Here is a 17,998-nt window from a genome sequence, read left to right as displayed (position 1 = left end):
CGTCTGCCTCAGCCCGCGGTCCCGCAGGGCCATTCGACGAGGACCCGGCCGTTCGGGAACGTGGTGATACAACCGCAGTCGCTGCCGTCGCAGATCAGCTCGACCGTCTGGAGCCGGCGCTCGCCGCGCTTCACCGTCTTGGCCTCGAACTTGAGCGCATCCTCGGGCACTTCGCCGAGCCCGACGGCGCCGCGAAAGATCGTGGCCAACTCGTCGAGCCGCTCCTTGATCTCGCTCGATAGGCGCGTGACGCGCGCGGATTCGGACTCGTCGAGCTCGTGTTGACGCTGTTCTGTCATGATCGCCTCCAGTGTTGACGCTGGAACGGGCGAGACGCTGCGCTTTCGTGTTGACTGAGACAATCGGGCAAGTCGGCTGGGTGCGCGGGTAAACCTTACACTATACTGTGCCACCACAGTTGAATGCGGTACTTTTCTACAAAGGTGCCGCGACGAGATCCATTCGCCCCGTCGCCGCCGCGAGTGCGGCGAGCATCTCGGCGCGCAGCGCGGCGCGCATCCGGCGTCGGCGCCGCGTGCGCGAGCGGTGCTTGCCCGAGACCTCGCCCTCCTCCGGTTCCTCGCGGCGCGGGTCGACGAGGAAGAAGTCGGCGGAGGTGCGCTCGCCGTCGAGCTTGGCCCAGAGCTCGTCATAGTCGAGCGAGCTCGACCGTCCGTCCACGACATAGCCGGCCGCCACCTGGGTCCGGTTCGACGGGCCGGCCAGCAGCGCGGCGCCGAGCGCCTCTGCCAGCGTCGCCGCGGCGAGCAGCAGCAGCGTCGGTGCGGCGATCTCGCCGTTGGCGCGCGCGGCGTAGCGCAGCTCCTCGCGCACCTGATAGCCGCCCTGCAGCCCGCCGACGAGCAGCACCGGCACGTCCGCGGCGCCGACCAGCGCGCCGCTCACCAGCGCGAAGGTCAGCGTGAACAGCCGCTGCCCGTCGAGCAGGAAGGCAAGCTCCACCTCGCCTTCCATCGGCGCCAGTCGCGCGGGGGTGAGCAGCACCGCGTGGTGGCGGCCCTCCTCATCGTGCCGCTCCCACAGCGTGAACGGCGCCCGCCACAGCGTGGCGCCGTGTGCCGCGGCGTGGCGGCCGACGAAGTCATGGTGGTGGATCAGCGCGGCGAGCCGCTGGCGGCGGCTGAGCGGGGTGGCAAGATAGGCGCCGACATATTTGAACGACCCATGACGCGCGCCGGCGTCCTTGGACGCGGCGACGCCGGCGCGACGCGCGCGCGACATGGCGCGTCGCAGCCGCACCTGTTCGACCGGGTGTCGCAGCAGGCCGAGCAGCTGTCGCGCGCGTCGCGACGGCTTAAGTGCCAGCATGCGTGCCTCGACGATCGGAGCCCGTGCTCATCCGTTCTGTTGTCCTGCGTCCCGGCTGCGATCGCGTCCGCAGCGGCCAGGGGCCGGGATCGCGCCGCCGGGCGATGTTGCAAAGCAACGGAAAGTTCAAGCTAAATTGCTGTGGGTTGGGACGGTCGCCGCGAAGCGGCACGATCCGCCGTCTCAGCGCGGGACAAAGCCGCGGCGGCGCTCTCCGCGCCCGATCACCGCGAAGCCGATGAAGGCGGCGAGCAGGCCGGGGTCCTCGACCCCCGCGAGCGCGCGCTTGACCGTCGCGAGAAAGTCGGCCGCGGCGGGGATGTCGTCGACGCGGCGATAGTCCATCGCCCACTCGCCAAACTGCCGCGCGGCGACGGGACCATCGCTGACATAGCCGATCGCGTGGTGGCGCGGGTCGCGCGCGATGCGTACCATCAGGCGGCCCCTTCGCCCTCGATCGCCTGGATGAAGCGCGTCCCGTCGTGGAGCAGCAGGCCGGTGATGCCGGCGCCGCGGTTGCGCTCGGCCGCGGCACGGCACAGCGCCGCCGCCGCGTCGTCGGAGAGCGGCGCAGTGGCGCGGCTGATATAGACGATCTGGTGCAGGGCAGCGGCCATAAGCGGGTCGTCCGAGAGAGTGGGCGGCGCGCGTCGGCCATCGGCACGATGACGCTAAATGCTTGTCGAAGATTGTAGATAGTTGCGGTCAATGAAAGTCGTGGCTGGCGATCGGGATCACGTCGTCGCGCCGCTCGCGGAAGTGATAGTCGGAGCGCGGGCGCGGCTGCCAGCCCTTGTCGCCGCGGTCGGGCGCGCCGGGGTAGGTGGCGCCGTCGCCGCGCGCCACCAGCCGCGGCAGGTCGACGTCGCCGACCGAGCGCAGCATCGCGGTGAGATCGGTGACCCGGTCGACGATGACGTGGATCACCGCGCCTTCCTGCTGCACGGACCCCTTCAGGCTGACCATCGCCGACGACATCACGGTGCGGCGCTGCGCCTCGAAGCGATCGGGCCAGAGGATGCCGTTGGCGACCCCGGTCTCGTCCTCGATCGTGATGAAGAGCACGCCCTTGGCCGAGCCGGGGCGCTGGCGCACCAGGATGATGCCGGCGACCTCGACCATCTTGCCATGCTTGCCGGCGAGATCGCCGCAGCGAGTCACCCGCGCGTCGTCGAGCCGCGGGCGCAGGAACTCGAGCGGGTGCGCGCGCAGCGACATCTGCGTGGCGCGATAATCCTCCACCACCTCGCGCCCCTGGGTGAGCTTGGCGAGCGTCACCGGCTCCTCGCGGCGCTCGATCCCGGCGAGCAGCGGCAGCGGCGTCTCGCCCAGCCCGCGGATCGCCCAGAGCGCCTGGCGCCGGTCGAGCCCAAGCGCGTGAAAGGCGTCCGCGCGCGCCAGTTTCTCGAGCGTCGCCAGCGGCACGCCCGAGCGGCGCCACAGGTCCTCGACCGAGCGGAACGGCACGTGGGCGCGCGCGGTGAGGATCCGCCCGGCGTCCTCGCCGGACAGGCCGTGGATCACGCGCAGGCCGAGCCGCAGCGGGGCGAACCGAAGCGGAGATGAGGAGGGTTCAATCTTACCCGCGTCGCTAGCCTCAGCCCCACGCCGCACGCTCAACCCGCGCGCCGCCAGCGACTCCCCCCTCTCCACCAGCGCGGTGTCCCACTCGCTCTCCAGCACGCAGGGCGGGCGCACCTCCACGCCGTGCGCGCGTGCGTCGCGGACGATCTGCGCGGGGGCGTAGAATCCCATCGGCTGCGCGTTGAGCAGCGCCGCGCAGAACACGTCGGGGTGGTGGCATTTCATCCACGACGAGGCGTAGGCGATCTTGGCGAAGCTGGCGGCGTGGCTCTCGGGGAAGCCGTAGCTGCCGAAGCCCTCGATCTGCGCCACCAGCCGCTCGGCGAAGGCCTCGCTGATGCCGTTGCCGCGCATCCCCGCGATCAGCCGCTCGCGGAAGCGCCCGACCCCGCCGGTCAGCTTGAAGGTCGCCATCGCACGGCGCAGCTCGTCGGCCTCGCCCGGCGTGAAGCCGCCGCCGATGATCGCGACCTGCATCGCCTGCTCCTGGAACAGCGGCACGCCCAGCGTCTTCTCCAGCACCGCGCGCAGCGCCTCATTGGGATATTCCACCGTCTCGCGGCCCTCGCGGCGCTTGAGATAGGGGTGGACCATGTTGCCCTGGATCGGCCCCGGCCGCACGATCGCGACCTGGATGGCGATGTCGTAGAAGGTCTTCGGCTTCATCCGCGGCAGCATGCTCATCTGCGCGCGGCTCTCGATCTGGAACACGCCGAGCGTGTCGGCCTGCTGGATCATCCGGTAGGTCGCCGGATCGTCGCCCTGCAACGGCGCGCTGGCGAGGTCCATGTCGACGTTCTTGTGCGCGGCGAGCAGGTCGAAGGCGCGGCGCATGCAGCCCAGCATGCCGAGCCCGAGGATGTCGACCTTCATGAAGCCGAGCTCCTCGATGTCGGCCTTCTCCCACTCGATCACGCGGCGGTCCACCATCGCGGCGGGCTCGATCGGGACGAGCTGGTGGAGCGGGTCGCGCGTCAGCACGAAGCCGCCGGGGTGTTGCGACAGGTGGCGCGGCGTGCCGATCAGCTGCTTGGCGAGATCGAGCGCGAGCGCCAGCCGCGGCTCGGCGGCGTCGAGGTGGAGCGCCGCGACATGCTCGGTCGGCACGCCCTCGTTCGACCAGCCCCAGACCTGGCTGGCGAGTGCGCCGGTCATGTCCTCGGGCAGGCCGAGCACCTTGCCCACCTCGCGGATCGCGCCGCGGGTGCGAAAGCGGCTGACCACCGCGGTCAGCGCGGCATGGTCGTGGCCGTAGCTCTCGTAGATCCACTGGATCACTTCCTCGCGCCGCTCGTGCTCGAAATCGATGTCGATGTCGGGCGGCTCGCTGCGCTCCTCCGAGATGAAGCGCTCGAATAGCAATTGGTGCTTGATCGGGTCGATCGAGGTGATGCCGAGCACGTAGCAGATGATCGAATTGGCCGCGCTGCCGCGCCCCTGGCACAGGATCTGCTGCCCGCGCGCGAAGCTGACGATCGAGTTGACCGTGAGGAAATAGGGCGCGTAGCTCATCCGCTCGACCAGCGTCAGCTCGTGCTCGAGCTGCTCGGCGTAGCGCGCCGGGGGCGTGCCCTCGAACAGGCGCGCCAGCGCGTCGCGCGAGAGGCGGGCGAGTGCTTCCTGCGCGCTGCGCCCGCTCATCACCAGCTCGTCGGGATATTGGTATTGCAGCTCGCGCAGCGAGAAGGTGCAGCGCTCGACGATCGCCGCCGCGGCGGCGATCGCCTCGGGCCGGTCGCGGAACAGCCGCGCCATCGCGCCCGGCGGCTTGAGGTGGCGGTCGGCGCTGCGCTCGCGGCGGAGGCCGAGTTCGTCGATCGTGCACTTCTCGCGGATCGCGGTGACGACGTCCTGGAGCATGCGCTGCTCGGGTGCGTGGTACAGCACGTCGCCGGTGGCGAGCGGAGTCAGCCCGTGCGCGCGCGCTGCCTCGCTCAGCCGGTGCAGTCGCAGCTGCTCGCCGGGGCGGCGGTAATGGGTGAGGCAGACGTGGCCGGCGTCGCCGAACAGGTCGGCCATCCAGCGCATCGGCTCGGGGTCGGGCGCGTGGCCCGGGACCAGCGCGGCGACCAGCCCCTTGGCGTGCGCGGCGACGTCCTCCCAGTGGAGGAAGCAGCGCCCCTTCTCGCCGCGTTGCGCGTCGGCGCGCGCCTTGCCGCGGCTGAGCAGTTCGGTCAGCCGCGACCAGCCGGCGCGGTCCTCGGGCCAGACCAGCAGCGAGGCGCCGTCGACCAGGTCGAGCCGGCAGCCCGGGATCGAGCGCACCTCGAGCCCGCTGTCGCGGCGCACCTGGTCGCAGGCGTAGAGCGCTCGCACCACGCCCGCGACCGAGTTGCGGTCGACCACGCCCAGCGCGGGCATCCCCATCGCCGCCGCGGTGGCGACCAGCTGCTCGCACGACGAGGCGCCGCGCAGGAACGAGAAATGCGTGGTGACCTGGAGCTCGCTGTACGTCACGGGTCGAACCGACTAGATGAAATGGTCAGTTGGAGGCGCGGATGGGCAAGGTCGTCGGCATCACCGAGTTCAAGGCGCGCTGCCTCGCGCTGCTGGGCGAGATGGAGCGCAGCGGCGAGCCGCTGACGATCACGCGGCGCGGTCGCCCCGCGCTGACGCTCACCGCGCGCGAGCTGCGCGCCGACGATGCCGGGCCGTTCGGCGCGATGCGGGGCACGGTGGCGGTTCACGGCGACATCGTCGCGCCGCTCGAGCCGGACGACGGCGCGCGTGACGCGGCGTGGGACTCGCTCGGCTTCGCGGCGCGCGCCGACACGCCGCCGCGGTGATCCTGCTCGACACGCATGTCGTGATCTGGGCGGTCGACGACTCGCCGCGGCTGGGCGCGCGCGCCCGCGCGTCGATCGCGGGGGACGACGACCGTCGCGTCTCGGCGATGGTGGCGTGGGAGATCGCGATGCTCGTCGATCGCGGCCGGCTGGTGCTCGCCCTGCCGCCCGACACATGGGTCGAGCGCAGCCTCGCGAGCCTCGCGGCGCGTGACGTGCCCGTGTCGCGCGCGATCGCGCTGGAGGCGGGGCGGCTCGGCAACGGCCTCCACGGCGACCCATGCGACCGGCTGATGGTGGCGACCGCGCGCGCGCTCGACGCCGCGCTGATCACGGCGGACGAGCATATCCTGCGCTATGCCGCGGCGGGGCATGTCCGTGCGATCGACGCGCGGGGGTGAAGGGGTAGAGGTGACGTTCGGGGGGAGTCGCTGAGAGTCGTAGCAGTGCCAGGCGTTGCCGCCCGGTACAGCAGTGATGGAAGCGATACGGCGACCACACCCGCTACCGTCGCCCCGGCGGAAGCCGGGGCCCAGGTGGAGGACGCCGGTGAGTCTCACGAAAGCCTTCCCAACTGCTCCCCGGCCTCCGCCGGGGCGACGCGAGAGGAGGGCGGCGGCGCGTAGGTCGCCGGTGTAATCGAGTGGAGGAGGGAGGGTGGGATCGTCTCCCACCATCATGCTCCTGTGTCGGCAGGAACACAGACCCGCGCGGCGCATCGTCCGCCGCATGCGAGCCCACCCGACGGTACCTTCCGCCGTGTTCCCGCGTACGCGGGAACCCAGGGCCAAGCGGCACGCCGTCCACCAACTGCGGGCACAGTCGTCGGCGCTCGATACCCTAGGCTCCTGCGTGCGCGGGAGCACCGCGGCGAAGAGTCGGCCGCCGACGCCGTCGCACCGCGGCCTACCCCGCACCGGCGGGAGGCAACCCCCGCTCACCCGAACGTCCCGTGCATGTACCAGGTCAGGTCGCCGGTCGCGCCGCGCTCGCCGTCGCCGCGGCGGAACAACCAGTAGCGCCGGCCCGCCTCGTCCTCGACCTGGTAATAGTCGCGCACCGCGTCGCGCTCGCCGCGGCGGCGCCACCACTCGCCCGCGATCCGCTCGGGCCCGTCGCCGCACACCACGACATGCGACTCGCCGCGCCAGGTGAAGCGCTTGGGTGGCTGGTCGGGTAGCTCGGCCAGGACATGGTCGAGCGGCTCGGGGCGGCGCAGCAGCCGCGTCGGGCGCGGCCAGCGCGGGTGCCACGGATGGTCCGCGTCGCGCGTGTCGAGCCGGCGCACGTCGTCGCGGCGCAGCGTCGGCGCGGCGCGCTCGGGCGGGTCAAGCGGCGCGGCACCCGCCACCGAGCGCTCGGGCACGTCGCTCTCCACCGCGCGCGCGCGCCACAGCCGCGCCGCGCCGATGCGGTTGACGATCGCGTCCACCAGGGGCGCCAGGTCGGGGCGCTCGCCCTCGGCAAGGTCGCCGTCGAGATACTCGGGCGCGAGCGGGTCGGCGCGCTGGACGTGGAGCGTCAGCGCCTCGATCCCGAAGCCGGGGTCGATCCGCTCGACGCGGCGCAGCAGCAGCCGGCGCAGGTGATCGCGCGCGCGCGTCGGCCGCGCGAAGCCGACCCGCAGCGTCTGCACCGCGGCGTCGACCCGCGTGGCGGCGAGCAGCAGCTGGCGCGCGCCGCGCCCCGCGCGCGCCAGCTCGGCGGCGAGCCGGTCGACCAATTGCCCGATCCAGTGCGCGATCGGCTCGGCGGTGAGCAGCGGCTCGGCGAAGCGCTGCTCCACCGTGATCGCCACCGGCGGCACCACCGGGGCGAGCGGCTCGGGCGCGCGCCCGCTCGCCTGGTCGAGCCGCTGTGCCAGCGCGGTGCCGAAGCGGCGCGCCAGCGGCGCGCGCGGCAGCGCGGCGAGCTGGCCGACGGTGTCGACGCCGAGCCGGCGCAGCAGCTCGAGCGCGCGCTCGTCGACGCGGAGCGACGCCACCGGCAGCGGCGCGAGCGCGTCGAGCGTCGCGCCCGGCGGCAGGATCGTCACGCCGCCCTGCTCGGGCTCGGCATGGTGCGCGCAGGCCCAGGCGGCGCCCGCGGTATCGGCGATCGCGACGCGCGCGGTGATTCCGAGCCGCGCGAGTAGCCGCACCAGCCGCCGCGCCAGCCGTGACTCGCCGCCGTGGAGATGCGCCACGCCGGTGAGGTCGAGCAGCAGCGACTGCGAGTCCTCGATCGCCACCACCGGCGTCCAGCGCCGCGCCAGCGCGACCGCGAGCCGATGCAGCGCGCGCTGGTCGCCCTCCGGGTCGGCGTCGCGCACGACGATCTCGGGGGTAGCGGCGCGCACCTGCGTCAGCGCCATGCCGGGCTCGACCCCGATCGCGCGCGCCGCGGCGGAGGCGGCGGCGATCTCGACCCGGCTGCCCACCTTCTGGACGGTGACGAGCGGCGGCGCGATGTCGTATGCGGGGCCGGGAGGGGCGGCCGCGGCGGGGTCGCGGCAGACGCGCGCGACCGTGCCCGCGGTGGTGCGGCCGGTGTCGAAGAAGGCGGCGACCTCCTTCACCGCGGCGCCGGGGTCGTTCGAGCCGGGTCGGCGCTCCTTGGCGGCGGTCTTGTCCGGGTGCGGCCCGTCGCCGGGATAGCGGATCGCGGGCATCGCGTTCCACGCGCCGCTCAGCGCGGGGGAGACGTGGGAGACGCGCGAGGCGGGGTGGGGCGCGGGTACGGCGGGGGTGTCTGAGATGGAAGCCGCAGGACCGTCAATTGCGGTGGAGACGTGCGCCACGAGGCGGACGGTGGGGTTCGCACCCTCTCGCGCTTTGCCGTCATCCCGGACCTGTTCCGGGATCCAGTTTTCCGCGCCCGCCTCGGCCGCTGAAGGCGCGGGACCGTGGATACTGGGAAACGTCCGGGATGACGGAGCGAAGGAGGGCGAGGGGCGCGCCTCGTCACCGCGGCCCTGCGCGGAGAGCCGTCGTCCCGCGCGAGTCGCCGCCGGTTCGCTCGCGGCACCCTGGATCCCGGAACACGTCCGGGACGACGAGGCGAAAGAGGGTAAGGGGCGCGCGTCGTCACCCCGACCTTGCGCCGCGGTCCATCGTGCCGCGGGCACCGGGGTGGGTTGGCTCGCGGTACCCTGGGCTCTGTCTGACGGCGACAAGGGGGGTGACGGTCGCGCCCCGGCCGCACTGCTGCCGCGCTCGCGCTGGCGTGAGGTCGGCCGCACGCCCTCGCCGCCGGTGCGCACCGGCGCCATCACCGGCTCGGGCCAGCCGCTCGACTTGCCCCCATCGTCGCCGGGCAGCCGCTTGAACGGATGCTCCGCCGCCTCGCTGCGGCGGCCCATCTCGCGCATCGGCGGGCGCTGGTGCGGCGCGATCGCGGCGACGCGGCGCGCGACGTCGGCACGCGTCTCGCCCGCCCAGCACGCCCCCGCGCCGCCGGTCGCCTCGTCGACGCCGCGCAGCGGGCCGGGCAGATAGCCGCCGTCGTCGCGCGCCCAGCGCGCGCCCGGGCGCCAGCCGGTGTTGCGCGGCGCGTCGCACTGTTTGCCGCCCTGCTCGGCGTCACCCGCCGCCTTCAGCGCGGCGAGGTCGAGCGCCACGCGCTCAGGCGGCGGCGCGAGCGCCGGCTCTGCCCGCCGCAGCCGGTCGATCGACCAGTCGGGCAGGTAGAGCGATGCGACCCGTCTCATCGCATGCCTCCACGATTGTCTGAAAAGATTCGCCGTTGCGTTGCCGCACCAGCGCGAGATCCCAGCGCGCGCGCCCGACGCCCGCCACCGGCAGCGGCGCCGAGGGGGCGGAGCCGACGCGCCAGCGCGTCACCGCCGCGGACGGCACCGCGAGCGGGTCAGCGCCCTCGCGCGCGTGGCGCTTGAGCAGCAGGGCGATGGTGCGCCCGCCCTCGGCGGCAAGCTGGAGCCGCCGCGTCGAGGCCATCGCCGCGCGGCGCGTCTCGCCGATCACCGCGCCGAGCGCGCGGTGGCGCAGGCCTTCCTCCATCAGCGCGAGCACCTCGGCGTCGTCGCTCGCCTCGGCGTATAGCACGCGATCGGGCGCGAGACCCGACTGGTAGAGGCCGGGCGCGAACAGGTCGCGCCGCCGCACCACCCACAGGACCGGTCCCCAGGCGCGCGCGGCGACGCCGGCGAGGAAGAGCGTGGCCGAGGCGTCGTCGCCCATCGCGGGGGTGGCGGCGGCGACCTCGTGCAGCGCGTCGAGCCGCAGCCCGCCGTTGGCGAGCCGCTCGTCGACCGCGGGCACGCCGAACGGCAGTACCGGGCGACGGCGATGGCCGTCGCCCTCGATCGCGCTGAGCGTATCGCGCAGGGACTGGAGGACGCTCGACTCGGACACAGGTGACGACTCGCTGGTGGAGCGTCGTTCTTACTTTGTTCTAATGGGTTGAGTCGAGTCCGTGATGCTCAGAAGGCGATTCGTCCCCGCGCGTACAGATAACGCCCGTTGACCCCAATCGGCGAGAGCGGATCGTAGGCGAGATTGCCCGCACCGTTGATCGCGTCGCCGGACGGCGCCGGATAGGCGTCGGCGAGATTGATCCCGCCGACCGCGAGGCGCAGCCGTGGCGACAGCGAGAAGGACCATTCCGCGTCGAGCGACCAGCGCGCGGCGAACCGCTGCGACGGCGTGTCCCCCGCACCGAAATCGAACTGGTGGGTGACCGCGCCGAAGCGCGTCGCGCGGAGCATCGCCGACCATGGTTCGCGGCCCAGCTCGGCACCGAGGATCAGCTTGTCACGCGGCGCCGCGCCGTCGAGCGTGTTCGCCTCCTCCAGCCCGACCAACGCACCGCTGATCCCGTGCGCGGCGAGCTGCGGCGGCGGCGCCGCGACGCGTCGGATCGCACTGGCGGCATAGCTGTAGCCGGCAGACAGCGTGAGCCGTGCCGCGCCAAGCGCCAACCGCTGCTCGCCCGTCGCCTCGATCCCGCGGGTGCGCAGATCCACCGCATTGGTGAAGAAGTTGATCGCGTCGTACCGCTCCAGCCCGAGCGCCGCGCGCGCGGCTTCGTCCAGCGCGGTGAGATCGAACCGCTCGGACAAGGTGAGCCGGCGCCGCACCTGGATCTGGAAGAGGTCGAGCGTCAGTCGCAGCCCCGCCGCAGGGGCGGCGACGATCCCGCCGGACTGGTTGAGACTGCGCTCCGCCCGCAGCGGCGCCGCGCCGAGCGCCCGCGCCGCCGGACTGTCCACCGCCAGCGTCGCGATGCGGCGAAGCTGTCCGCCCGCGCCGAAGCCGAGCGTGGTGGAGGACAGGCCGCGCTGCGCCAGCGCGGGCGCCCGGAAGCTGTTCGAGACCGAGCCGCGCAGCGCGACCCCGTGCCCCAGCGCGGCGCGCCACGCCGCTTTGCCGGCGAGCGCGGCACCCGCGTCGCTATACCGTTCCGCGCGCGCCGCCAGGTCGACCGTGATCCCCGGCAGCGGCTCGGTGCTGGTCTCGACATAGCCCGCCGCCACCGACCGCGCGACGCGGCGCGCGTCCTCGGGCGTCAGGCCGGGGCCGGCCTGTGCGCCGGGCTGAAGCCCGAGCATCGCGGGATCGGCGAGCGGCCCGACGGCATAGGAGGCAGGGTCGCCCGGTCCGGCGCGCCAGCGCTCTTGCCGCAGCTCGATCCCGCCCGAGACCGTCAGCGGCACGGCCAGCCCGACCTCATAGTCGCGGGTGAGATCGAGGTCGCCGACCAGCTGGTCCGAGCGCAGCGAGGTGAGATGGAAGCGCGTGGGGCTCGCCGCGCCGAGCGAGTAATTGACGCTCTCGCGCAGGTCATCGTCGATCGCGTTGGCGCCATAGGTGACGCTCCCGTCCACCCGCCACCCGCCGACGGCGCCGCGCAGCCCGAGCGTGCCCGAGCCGTCCCGGTCGTGTATCACCGACACCGGGCGGAAGCCGGCGGTGCCACCCGGCTGCGCGACCGGCAGATAATCGTCGCCGTCGCCGTCGACGATGACGGGCCAGCGGAAGAAGTTGCTCCCCAGTGCCCGCCGCACCTGCGCGATGCCGAAGCCGTAGAGCGTGAGCCCCGGCGCGACCGACGTCTCCGCATTGTACCACAGGTGGAAGCCCGAGGCGGCGGGGTCGCCCAGCTTGAACAGCCGCCGGCCGAGCAGGCGCGTGTTGCGCGGATCGGTCGCGCTGCCGTTCGACAGATAGTAGCCGCCGCGATCGTACCCGGCGCGGTCGGTGCCCTGCTGGTGCGACCAGTCGCCGCCCACCGTCAGGAAGCCGTCGCCGAGCCCGGTGCCGAGTTCCAGCGCGGCCTGGACCGTCGCGCCGTCACGCAGCCGCCGGCCGATCGCGCCGGGTGCGGTGAGATTGCTGCCATAGCTCAGATCGGCGATCGCGCCGCTGGCCCGCCGGTCGAGCCCCAGATCGATCACGCCGGCGATCGCGTCGGAGCCATATTGCGCACCCGCCCCGTCGCGCAGCACGTCGACGCGTGCGATCGCGCCGGTGGGCAGCGTGGCGAGATCGACCGGGGCGGTGCCGCGACCGATCTTGGAGTCGAGCGCCAGCGTCGACGTGGTATGATAGCGTTTGCCGTTGACGAGGACGAGCAGCTGGTCGGGCGACAGGCCGCGCAGCTGCGCCGCGCGTACCGCGTCGCCGACCCCCGAATTCGACTGGCGCGGGAAGTTGACGCTCGGCACCAGCTGCTCGAGCGCCTGTCCGAGATCCCCCGCCGGGCTCGCCTGACGGATCGTGTCGCCGCCGATCACGTCCACGGGCACCGCACTCTCCGCCACGCTGCGCGGCGCACCGCGGGCGGCGATCACGGTGACGTCCGCTGGCGCGTCGATGTTCGCGAAGGTCGCGGTCTGCGCCGCGGCGGGACTGCTCGCCAGCAGCACGAACGCAGCCGTGCCGCCGATCCACTCCATTCCCACCAGGGCCGTGCCGCGCGCTCTCGTCATCTCCCATCCTATGAGGGGATGATGACCGAGCCAGCGGGAACACCGGAAAAATACGAGCGGGCCGACGCCCCGGGCACGGGCGTTCGGGCACGCCATGCGCCCGGGCCGTGGCAGGCCGGGGCGGTGGTGGTCGGGATGGTGGTGGGCGCGGGCATCTTCCGCTCTGCGGCGGCGGTCGGTGCCGCGCTCGGCAGCGCGCCCGCGATATATGCCGCGTGGCTGGCGGGCGGGATGGTCGCGCTCGCCGGCGCGCTCTGCTACGCCGAGCTCAGCACCGCTTTCCCGCACGAAGGCGGCGACTATCGCTTCCTCAAGGAAGCCTTTGGCGACACGATCGCCTTCCTGTTCGGCTGGTCGCGTTTCACGGTAATCTTCACCGCCTCGGCGGCGATGCTCGCGTTCGTGAGCACCGACTATCTCGCCGCGCTGGTGCCGATGGGATCCATTGCGCGGGCGGCGGTCGCGGTGGCGGCGGTGCTGCTGCTGGGGCTGCTCAATCTGCGCGGGCTGGCGACGAGCGTGCGCGGCGAGGTGGTGCTCGTCGCGCTCGTCATCATCGCGCTGCTCGCACTGGGCGGGGCGGGGGTGTGGCTGCGCGGCGTCGATGCTCCCGCACCGGGGACGATGCCGCGCCCGGGCGGCGTCGGCACCGCGATGATCTACGTGATGCTCGCTTACGGCGGCTTCAACGACGCGGCGACGCTCTCGGCCGAGGTGCGGCGCCCGCGCGACATCACCTATGCGCTGGTCGGCGGCATGGCGGCGGTGACCGCACTGTACCTGATCGCCAACTGGGCTTACCTGACCGTACTCGGACCTGCCGGGCTGGCCACCAGCGCCGCGCCCGCGGCGGCGGTGATGCGCCGCGCGCTCGGACCGGCCGGCGAGATCGCGATGGTAGCGGCGGTGGTGGTGGCGACCGCGGCGATCCTCAACGCATTGTTCCTGGTGGGCGGGCGCACGCTCACCGCGCTCGCGGGCGACACGCCGGCACTCGCGCGGCTGGGGCGGTGGGACAGCGCGCGCGGGGTCGCGCCGGCGGCGGTGCGGTGCCAGGTCGCGCTCACGCTGCCGCTGATCCTGTGGGGCGCCAGCACGCCCGCGGGCTTCGCGGCCATGGTCGACTATATGGCGCCGGTCTACTGGCTGTTCCTGACGCTGAGCGGCGCCGCGCTGCCGATCCTGCGCGTCCGCCGCGCCAGCATGCCGCGGCCGTACCGCGCGCCGCTCGCACCGCTGCTGTCGATGGTCTTCACCGCCGCGGCCGGCGCCATCTTCGTCGCGAGCATGGTGCACGTCGGCGGCACGGGACGCGCGGTGAGCGCCGGCCTCTTGGCGATCGGGATCGTGACCCGCGCGACGCTGAACCGGTTCGACGCGACAGGCGCGAGGTCCAGGTAAAGCATCAAGGGGCTTCCGCTTCGCTTGAAATATAATTACAAGCCGCGACGAAGCCTCCCGGACCCAATCGGGCGGCGAGGAGAGTGGACCTTGGGCGACGCCCGCAACCTGAAGCCGCTGACGCTGCACGTCCCCGAGCCGCGCTTCCGCCCCGGCGACGCGGCCGATTTCGGCGACCTGGAGGTGCCGCCCGCGGGCGCCGCGCCGCGCCCCGACACCGCCGCGCCGCCGCGCGACTTCACCGACCTCGCCTATACGATGGTGCGCGTGCTCGACGAGCAGCACCAGGCGGTCGGGCCGTGGAACCCGCGGCTCAGCCCCGACACGCTGCGCCGCATGCTGCGCCACATGGCGACGGTGCGCGCCTTCGACGAGCGCATGTTCCGCGCGCAGCGTCAGGGCAAGACCAGCTTCTACATGAAGTCGCTCGGCGAGGAGGCGGTGGCGGTGGCCGCGGCGCACGCGCTCGACGCCGACGACATGTGCTTCCCCTCCTATCGCCAGCAGGGGCTGCTGATCGCGCGCGGCTGCCCGCTGGTCGACATGATGAACCAGATCTACTCGAACACCGGCGACAAGCTGCAGGGCAAGCAGCTGCCGATCATGTACTCGGAGAAGCGCTTCGGCTTCTTCTCGATCTCGGGCAATCTCACCACGCAATATCCCCAGGCGGTGGGCTGGGCGATGGCCTCGGCCTCCAAGGGCGACACGCGCATCGCCGCGACCTGGTGCGGCGAGGGCTCCACCGCGGAGGGCGACTTCCACTCGGCGCTGACCTTCGCCACCGTCTATCGCGCGCCGGTGATCTTCAACGTCGTGAACAACCAATGGGCGATCTCGAGCTTCTCGGGCTTCGCCGGGGCGGAGGCGACCACCTTCGCGGCGCGCGCGATCGGCTATGGCATTGCCGGGCTGCGGGTCGACGGCAACGACCCGCTCGCGGTCTATGCCGCGACACTCTGGGCGGCGGAGCGCGCGCGCACCAACGTCGGGCCGACGCTGATCGAGCATTTCACCTATCGCGCCGAGGGCCACTCCACCTCCGACGACCCGTCGCAATATCGCTCCACCGGCGAGCCGAACGCCTGGCCGCTGGGCGACCCGATCCGCCGGCTGAAGGACCATCTGGTCGCGGTCGGCGAATGGGACGAGGCGCGGCAGGAGGCGATGGACCGCGCGGTCGCCGAAGAGGTCCGCGCCGCGCAGAAGGCGGCGGAGGCGAATGGCATCCTCGGCCACGGCCTGGCGCAGCCGCTCGACTCGCTGTTCGACGGCGTGTTCGAGGAGATGCCCTGGCACCTGCGCGAGCAGCGCCAGATGATGATCGACGAGGAAGCCGCGAGCGGCCGGCCATGGGCGCGGACGTGACGATGGCACTCCCAATCCTCCCCAGAACGGGGAGGGGGACCGCCTCGCGTCAGCGTGGTGGTGGAGGGGGCTCTCCGCGGACGACAGCGCTGGTGGAGAGCCCCCTCCACCACGCCGCTTCGCGTCGCGGTCCCCCTTCCCGCGAGCGGGGAGGATTTGGATACTGACATGACCGACGCGATCGACACCCCCACCACCACCCGCATGAACATGATCCAGGCGATCAATTCGGCGATGGACGAGATGATGGCGCGCGACCCCGACGTGATCGTGATGGGGGAGGACGTCGGCTATTTCGGCGGCGTCTTCCGCGCCACCGCGGGGCTGCAGAAGAAGTACGGCAAGACCCGCGTGTTCGACACGCCGATCACCGAGATCGGCATCGTCGGCGTCGCGATCGGCATGGGCGCCTATGGCCTGCGCCCGGTGCCCGAGATCCAGTTCGCCGATTATATCTATCCCGCGCTCGACCAGCTCGTTTCCGAGGCGGCGCGGCTGCGCTATCGCTCGGCCGGCGACTTCACCGCGCCGATCACGGTGCGCTCGCCCTATGGCGGCGGCATTTTCGGCGGGCAGACGCACTCGCAGTCGCCCGAGGGCATCTTCACGCACGTCTCGGGGATCAAGACGGTGATCCCCTCGACCCCGTACGACGCCAAGGGGCTGCTGATCGCCGCGATCGAGGACAATGACCCCGTGCTCTTCCTCGAGCCCAAGCGGATCTACAACGGCCCCTTCAACGGCCATTGGGACCGCCCGGCGGAGAATTGGTCGAAGCATCCCGGCGGCGAGGTGCCGACGGGCTATTACACCGTCCCGCTCGGCCTGGCGAAGACGGTGCGCGAGGGGGATGCGGTGACGATGCTCGCCTACGGCACGATGGTGCACGTCTGCGCACAGGTGGTGGCCGACACCGGCGTCGACGCCGAGATCATCGACCTGCGCACGCTGGTCCCGCTCGACATCGAAGCGATCGAGCGTTCGGTGAGGAAGACCGGCCGCTGCATGGTGGTGCACGAGGCGACGCGCACCGGCGGCTTCGGCGCCGAGCTCGCCGCCTTGGTGCAGGAGCGCTGCTTCTACCATCTCGAGGCGCCGGTCGAGCGAGTCACCGGCTTCGACACGCCCTACCCGCACAGCCTGGAATGGGCCTATTTCCCCGGCCCGGTGCGGATCGGCCAGGCGCTCAAGAAGATTCTCAAGGACTAAACCCACATGGCGCGCTTCACCTTCAAGCTGCCCGACATCGGCGAGGGCATTTCCGAGGCCGAGATCGTCGCCTGGCACGTCCAGGTCGGCGATCGCGTCGAGGAAGACCAGCAGCTCGCCGACATGATGACCGACAAGGCCACGGTCGAGATGGAGAGCCCGGTCGCGGGCGTGGTGGTCGAGCGCGCGGGCGAGGTCGGCGACCAGGTCTCGATCGGCGCGCCGCTGGTGGTGATCGAGACCGACGGGGAGGGAGCGGATGCCGCTGACGTGCCGCCCGCGGTGCAGGAGGACACGCTCGAAGCGGAGAATCCGGGAGTGGAGGAGAGCCAAATCCTCCCCGGGACGGGGAGGGGGACCGCGCCCGCAGGGCGTGGTGGAGGGGGGACTCCCCGAACGCTGCCGGCGGAGGAGCTCCCTCCAGCTGCCGCTCCGCCCGCGGAGCCCCCCCTCCACCATCAGCCTTCGGCTGACGGTCCCCCTCCCCGTTCCGGGGAGGATTTGGGTCGCCCCGTTCTCGCCTCCCCCGCCGTGCGCGCCCGCGCGCGTGACCTCGGCGTCGACCTCGCGCGGGTCCGCGTCGCCGAGGGCGATCGCATTCGCCACGCCGATCTCGACGCTTTCCTCCGCTACGGCGGTGGCGACGGCTACCACCCGCCCCACGTGAGCCGCGCGCGCGACGACGAGCAGGTCCGCGTGATCGGCATGCGCCGCCGCATCGCCGAGAACATGGCCGCGGCGAAGCGCCACATCCCGCATTTCACCTATGTCGAGGAGATCGAGGTCACCGCGCTGGAGGCGCTGCGCGCGCAGCTCAACGCGCGCCGCGGCGAGCGGCCCAAGCTGACCTTGCTCCCGCTGCTGATCGTGGCGCTGTGCCGCACCTTGCCCGACTTCCCGATGCTCAACGCGCGCTACGACGACGAGGCCGGCGTGGTGACGCGCCACGGCCGCGTCCATCTCGGCATGGCGGCGCAGACCGACGCCGGGCTGACCGTGCCGGTGATCCGCGACGCGCAGGACCGCAACGTCTGGCAGCTCGCCACCGAGATCGCGCGACTCGCCGCCGCGGCACGCGCGGGCAAGCTGCGCCCCGACGAGCTCGGCAACGGCACGATCACGCTCACCTCGCTAGGCCCGCTCGGCGGGATCGCGACCACGCCGGTGATCAACCGACCCGAGGTGGCGATCATAGGCCCGAACAAGATCGTCGAGCGCCCCGTCTTCGTCGCCCCCGAAGAGGCCGGGCGCGGCGATGCCATCCGCAGGGCCAAGCTGATGAATCTCTCGATCAGCTGCGATCACCGCGTGGTCGACGGGCACGATGCGGCCAGCTTCGTGCAGGCATTGAAGGGGCTTATCGAGGCGCCGGCGCTGCTCTTCGTCGACTGAG

At 72.4% G+C, this 17,998-nt stretch carries 14 protein-coding genes; 6 read left to right on the top strand and 8 right to left on the bottom strand.

Annotated features, from left to right (window positions below):
• Positions 1-8 precede the first annotated feature (8 nt).
• The 5 genes from FHY02_RS09475 to FHY02_RS09455 form a co-directional block, all read right to left on the bottom strand.
• Positions 9-299, bottom strand: a complete 291-nt coding sequence (locus tag FHY02_RS09475) for a hypothetical protein (RefSeq protein WP_183921683.1) — start codon at positions 297-299, stop codon at positions 9-11.
• Between the two features lie 136 nt (positions 300-435).
• Entirely contained in the window at positions 436-1,329 is an 894-nt protein-coding gene (locus tag FHY02_RS09470; RefSeq protein ID WP_183921682.1) for a DUF535 family protein, read from the bottom strand.
• A 183-nt stretch (positions 1,330-1,512) separates the two neighbouring features.
• Positions 1,513-1,764 carry a BLUF domain-containing protein gene (locus FHY02_RS09465; protein ID WP_183921681.1) on the bottom strand — a complete coding sequence of 84 codons (252 nt, stop codon included), beginning with the start codon at positions 1,762-1,764 and terminating at the stop codon, positions 1,513-1,515.
• Complete coding sequence (locus FHY02_RS09460; RefSeq protein ID WP_183921680.1) at positions 1,764-1,946, bottom strand: BLUF domain-containing protein; 183 nt, start codon at positions 1,944-1,946, stop codon at positions 1,764-1,766. The genes FHY02_RS09465 and FHY02_RS09460 overlap by 1 nt, the downstream gene beginning before the upstream one ends.
• 88 nt (positions 1,947-2,034) lie before the next feature.
• A complete protein-coding gene (locus FHY02_RS09455) occupies positions 2,035-5,370 on the bottom strand; it encodes an error-prone DNA polymerase (protein ID WP_183921679.1) in 3,336 nt (1,111 codons plus the stop codon).
• A 41-nt stretch (positions 5,371-5,411) separates the two neighbouring features.
• On the opposite strand from FHY02_RS09455, the gene FHY02_RS09450 reads away from it, so the two are divergent.
• Complete coding sequence (locus tag FHY02_RS09450) at positions 5,412-5,699, top strand: type II toxin-antitoxin system Phd/YefM family antitoxin (protein ID WP_183921678.1); 288 nt, start codon at positions 5,412-5,414, stop codon at positions 5,697-5,699.
• Positions 5,696-6,100, top strand: a complete 405-nt coding sequence (locus tag FHY02_RS09445) for a type II toxin-antitoxin system VapC family toxin (RefSeq protein WP_183921677.1) — start codon at positions 5,696-5,698, stop codon at positions 6,098-6,100. Before FHY02_RS09450 ends, FHY02_RS09445 begins: the two co-directional genes overlap by 4 nt.
• A gap of 536 nt (positions 6,101-6,636) precedes the next feature.
• On the opposite strand, the gene FHY02_RS22980 is transcribed toward FHY02_RS09445, so the two are convergent.
• From FHY02_RS22980 to FHY02_RS09430, 3 genes are all read right to left on the bottom strand, one after another.
• Entirely contained in the window at positions 6,637-9,387 is a 2,751-nt protein-coding gene (locus tag FHY02_RS22980; protein WP_260172831.1) for a hypothetical protein, read from the bottom strand.
• Positions 9,302-10,051 (bottom strand): protein ImuA, encoded by a 750-nt coding sequence (locus FHY02_RS09435; RefSeq protein ID WP_311721288.1) that lies wholly within the window; start codon positions 10,049-10,051, stop codon positions 9,302-9,304. Before FHY02_RS09435 ends, FHY02_RS22980 begins: the two co-directional genes overlap by 86 nt.
• A gap of 68 nt (positions 10,052-10,119) precedes the next feature.
• Positions 10,120-12,627: a TonB-dependent siderophore receptor gene (locus FHY02_RS09430; RefSeq protein ID WP_183921676.1), complete on the bottom strand. Its 2,508-nt coding sequence runs from the start codon at positions 12,625-12,627 to the stop codon at positions 10,120-10,122.
• 21 nt (positions 12,628-12,648) lie between these two features.
• Here FHY02_RS09430 and FHY02_RS09425 point away from each other — a divergent pair, with 21 nt between their 5' ends.
• From FHY02_RS09425 to FHY02_RS09410, 4 genes are all read left to right on the top strand, one after another.
• Positions 12,649-14,028: an APC family permease gene (locus FHY02_RS09425; RefSeq protein ID WP_183921675.1), complete on the top strand. Its 1,380-nt coding sequence runs from the start codon at positions 12,649-12,651 to the stop codon at positions 14,026-14,028.
• A 90-nt stretch (positions 14,029-14,118) separates the two neighbouring features.
• Entirely contained in the window at positions 14,119-15,396 is a 1,278-nt protein-coding gene (locus FHY02_RS09420) for a 3-methyl-2-oxobutanoate dehydrogenase (2-methylpropanoyl-transferring) subunit alpha (protein ID WP_260172830.1), read from the top strand.
• Between the two features lie 204 nt (positions 15,397-15,600).
• The gene (locus FHY02_RS09415; RefSeq protein ID WP_183922030.1) at positions 15,601-16,605 is read left to right on the top strand and encodes an alpha-ketoacid dehydrogenase subunit beta; all 1,005 of its coding nucleotides are present in this window, start codon (positions 15,601-15,603) and stop codon (positions 16,603-16,605) included.
• Positions 16,606-16,611: 6 nt separating this feature from the next.
• Entirely contained in the window at positions 16,612-17,997 is a 1,386-nt protein-coding gene (locus tag FHY02_RS09410) for a dihydrolipoamide acetyltransferase family protein (protein ID WP_183921674.1), read from the top strand.
• The last annotated feature ends 1 nt before the right edge of the window (position 17,998 follow it).

Origin of the sequence: Sphingomonas sp. BK069 (genome assembly GCF_014193405.1) — a bacterium.
GTDB lineage: Bacteria > Pseudomonadota > Alphaproteobacteria > Sphingomonadales > Sphingomonadaceae > Sphingomonas.
This window is presented reverse-complemented; position numbering and strand designations above follow the sequence as displayed.